The organism is Sulfuricurvum sp., from assembly GCF_049305995.1.
GTDB lineage: Bacteria > Campylobacterota > Campylobacteria > Campylobacterales > Sulfurimonadaceae > Sulfuricurvum.
The window spans coordinates 1-4,120 of sequence record NZ_JBAQPS010000208.1 but is presented as its reverse complement, the minus strand read 5'-3'; the positions used below and the strand labels follow the sequence as shown (position 1 = coordinate 4,120).

General features: G+C 43.2%; 4 protein-coding genes. All 4 read left to right on the top strand.

Annotation, left to right across the window (positions count from 1 at the left end):
* Positions 1-412 precede the first annotated feature (412 nt).
* Positions 413-646 (top strand): hypothetical protein, encoded by a 234-nt coding sequence (locus WA010_RS07110; RefSeq protein WP_422556438.1) that lies wholly within the window; start codon positions 413-415, stop codon positions 644-646.
* Positions 643-891, top strand: coding sequence for a hypothetical protein (locus WA010_RS07105; protein WP_422556437.1), 249 nt, complete (start codon positions 643-645; stop codon positions 889-891). The genes WA010_RS07110 and WA010_RS07105 overlap by 4 nt, the downstream gene beginning before the upstream one ends.
* Before the next feature lie 74 nt (positions 892-965).
* Entirely contained in the window at positions 966-2,150 is a 1,185-nt protein-coding gene (locus WA010_RS07100) for a saccharopine dehydrogenase family protein (protein ID WP_422556436.1), read from the top strand.
* 173 nt (positions 2,151-2,323) lie between these two features.
* Positions 2,324-4,120: DNA methyltransferase (locus WA010_RS07095; protein ID WP_422556435.1), on the top strand; the 1,797-nt coding region annotated here is incomplete at its 3' end.

Genomic DNA, 4,120 nt, shown 5'->3' with positions numbered 1-4,120 from the left:
ATGTAGTTCAAATCACCAACCCAATCGGTGCATTCAAAGATGTTGAACTTTACAAAGGTATCGAGTTTTATGCTACGATTGTTAGGATTAGCACTGCGGTTATGATTTATCAACTTATTGTAGCATTTAGGAACAATACAAGGCGGTCATGACATTTTTCGTTTATTTTGGGTATGTCGAACCATGAACCAAACACCCTTTGATAGAAAATATTGGTGTCAGGTGATACCTATAACTAATCGGAGGTGGGACTTCAGTCCCGCACTATGGCGAGGCTAAAGCCTCACTTCCAAATATAAGAAAATAATGAATTGTTTGGGGGGTAATAAAGCTGATGAAATATTAAAGTAAATATCTCCGATCATTTCTAACCCCAGATGTGATACAATAAAGCACGTAAAAAGGAGAAGGAATGTTGGCATTACCTATATCTGAAAATCAGATTGTTCAACTTATTTCACAGCTTGATTTAGCCGCTTTAGAAAAAGTTCGCAAAGCGATTGTAAAAAAAGAAGCCTATTTTAAACGATTTCAAAAAGCTCCTATTGTAGAAATCGTCCAAGATTTCAAGGGTGAAGGATACAGCAGTGATTTTTTAGCAGACCTAGAAGCAGGGCTAAAAAAAAGTAGAATGTATCAAAAATGACTATCCTAGAGCTTCGTGAAGATCAATATGATTATCTCAAGCAACATCAGCTCCTGAAAAAATATGAAAAAGCCAAACAACTTTTTGAACAAAACCCCTTTCATCCCTCTCTCAATATGGAACTATTAGAACCTAAACACAGACTTTTATACTCATTCCGTCTAGATCGAAAATACAGAGCAATTTTTGCTTATGTAGAGAATGAAACGATTGAAATTATCACCTTCACGAATCATTACAAATGAGGGATTCTCTCTGTAACGATTTCGTAAGAGAATTTTCTCTATAATCACATAATATTTATATCAGAGGTTTTACTATGGCAACTGCACTTATTATCGGCGCCGGCGGAGTAGGGCGCGTTGTGGCACATAAATGTGTCATGAACAACCAAGTTTTCGATCGTATTATTTTAGCAAGCCGTAGTATCTGGCGTTGTGAAGAGATCCAAAGCGAACTTCCAGCAGGTGCACTCGAAATCACTACGGTCGATGCGGATAATACCGATGAAGTAATCGCATTGATCCAAAAATACTCTCCTGATATTTTAATCAACGTTGCTTTGCCGTACCAGGACCTCAGCATCATGGATGCGTGTATCGCGACCAAAACACCGTATCTCGACACGGCAAACTACGAGCATCCCGATGAAGCAAAATTTGAATATAAACTCCAATGGGCACGTGATGAGAAGTTCAAAGAAGCAGGGATCATGGGATTACTCGGAAGCGGATTTGATCCGGGTGCGACGAACGTTTTTTGTGCGTATGCCCAAAAACACTATTTCGATGAGATCCACACCATCGATATCCTCGATTGTAATGCAGGCGATCACGGATATCCGTTTGCGACCAATTTTAACCCAGAAATCAATCTACGCGAAGTGAGTGCCAAAGGGCGCTATTGGGAGAACGGTGAGTGGATTGAAACCGCACCGATGGAGATTATGCAGGTGTGGGATTATCCTGAAGTAGGGCCAAAAGACAGTTATCTGTTGTACCACGAAGAGATGGAATCACTCGTCAAACATATCCACGGGCTTAAACGTATCCGCTTTTTCATGACATTCGGTCAAAGCTACCTTACTCACATGAAATGCCTCGAAAACGTCGGTATGCTCGGTATCGAGCCTGTTGAGCATCAGGGGATGAAAATCGTTCCGATGGAATTTTTGAAAACGTTGCTCCCTGATCCAGCATCACTCGGTCCTCGTACCAAAGGTAAAACCAACATCGGTATCGTCGCTGAAGGTCTAAAAGACGGTAAAAAACGTAAAATCTATATCTACCAAGTCAAAGACCACGAAGAGTGCTATGCCGAAGTAAAATCACAAGGCGTTTCGTACACTACTGGTGTCCCTGCCGTTATCGGTGCAAAACTGATGGTTGAGGGCAAATGGAGCGGAAAAGGGGTGTTCAACATGGAACAACTCGATCCGGATCCGTTTATGGATGAGATGAACACCCAAGGTCTTCCTTGGAATGTTATCGAGATGGACGTTTAAAACTTCATCTTCTTCCCGTTCACCCTGAGCTAGTCGAAGGGTAACGTCTCCGTCATTCCCGACTTGATCGGGAATCCAGTTTTTTATCTTAAATCGTCATCTTTCATCACACTTTCTCATAATTTTTGTATAATAAGAGTTATTTAGTAATTTGATATGAAAGTAACTCTTATATGATAAGTTTAAGTGAAATACGAAACCGCGCCTTGAAATTCCAAAACGAATGGGCGGGAGAAAAATACGAGCGCGGTGAAGCACAAAGTTTTTGGAACGACTTTTTCCAAATTTTCGATGTATCTCGCCGTCGTGTAGCGACGTTTGAAGAGCCGATCAAAAAACTGGGCGGCTCTCAGGGGTTTATCGATCTGTTTTGGAAAGGACAGCTTCTCATCGAGCATAAAAGCTTCGGTAAAGACCTCCGAAAAGCGAAAACCCAAGCGTTAGACTATTTCCCCAACATGCCTGAGCGCGACTTACCGAAATTTATCCTCGTGTGCGATTTTCAAAATTTCGAGCTGTACGATCTCGATGAAAATGCCGAATATCATTTCACTCTCGATGAACTGCACAAAAACATCGAGATTTTCACCTTTATAGCAGGGTATCAAAAGAAAACCTACAAAGAGGAAGAACCGACCAACCGTGCCGCCGCAGAGTTGATGGGGAAACTCCATGACAAACTACTCGAAAACGGTTACGAGGGGCACGAACTCGAACTTTTCCTCACACGTTTGCTCTTTTGTATGTTTGCAGAGGATACGGGGATATTTCCGAAAAACGGTTTTCGAGAGTTTATTGATCTCTACACCGACGAAGACGGACGTAATCTCGGTTCTCAAATCGGCTATCTGTTCCAAATTTTCGATACCCCGAACGATAAACGTGCCAAAAATCTCGATGAGAGCTTCGCACAGTTCCCTTATGTCAACGGATCGGTGTTTAGTGAGCAGATTCGGATTGCGACGTTTGATCGATCCATGCGTGAAATGCTCCTCGATGCGTGTTCGTTTGACTGGAGCCTTATCAGCCCCGCGATTTTCGGCTCGATGTTCCAAGCGTCGATGGACACTGCCAAACGAGGAGAACTCGGAGCGCACTTTACCAGTGAGAAAAACATCCTGAAAGCGATCAAACCGCTGTTTCTCGATGAGTTGTGGGAAGAGTTTGAAAAGGTGAAAAAAACACCCAAACAGCTAAACGCCTTTCACGATAAAATCTCCCGCCTCCATTTCCTCGACCCCGCGTGCGGAAGCGGGAACTTCCTCGTTATCGCTTATCGAGAGCTAAAGCTTCTCGAATTTGAGATTATGAAGATCACCCAGTCACTATTACCGCTGATCCACATCGACCAGTTTTACGGTTTCGAGATCGAGGAACTCCCTAGCCGTATCACCCAAATGGCGATGCTCCTCATCGATCATCAAATGAACCTCCGCGCGGCGCAGATGTTCGGTGATCCCCATTTTAACATTCCGATTCGCGAGAGTGCGAATATCTTTAACGTCAATGCGTTGCGCGTCGATTGGGCAGATACTCTAAACGGAGGTGGGACTTCAGTCCCGCAAATGAGCGAAGCTAAAGCATCACTTCCGAAAATCACGATTGACTACATCATCGGAAATCCGCCGTTTTTGGGTTCAAAATTGCAATCCAAAGAACAAAAAGAGGATATGACACTCGTATTTGATGGGGTCAAAAACGCGGGTGTTCTCGATTTTGTCGCTGCATGGTATATCAAAGCCGCACAACTGATGCAGGGAACATCTGCAAAAGCGGCTCTCGTATCGACGAACTCGATCATGCAGGGGGAACAGGTCGGGATATTGTGGCAAGAGCTATTTAATCGTTACGGTGTCAAAATCCATTTTGCCCATCGAACATTTAAATGGAATAATGAAGCCAAGCGGAACGCCGCTGTCTTTTGCGTCATCATCGGATTTGCTACGTATGATACCAAGATGAAACGGATT

What these genes read in the sequence shown, in the direction of transcription:
- WA010_RS07110 (WP_422556438.1), top strand. Translation starts at nt 413, where the DNA reads ATGTTGGCATTACCTATATCTGAAAATCAGATTGTTCAACTTATTTCA.
- WA010_RS07105 (WP_422556437.1), top strand. Translation starts at nt 643, where the DNA reads ATGACTATCCTAGAGCTTCGTGAAGATCAATATGATTATCTCAAGCAA.
- WA010_RS07100 (WP_422556436.1), top strand. Translation starts at nt 966, where the DNA reads ATGGCAACTGCACTTATTATCGGCGCCGGCGGAGTAGGGCGCGTTGTG.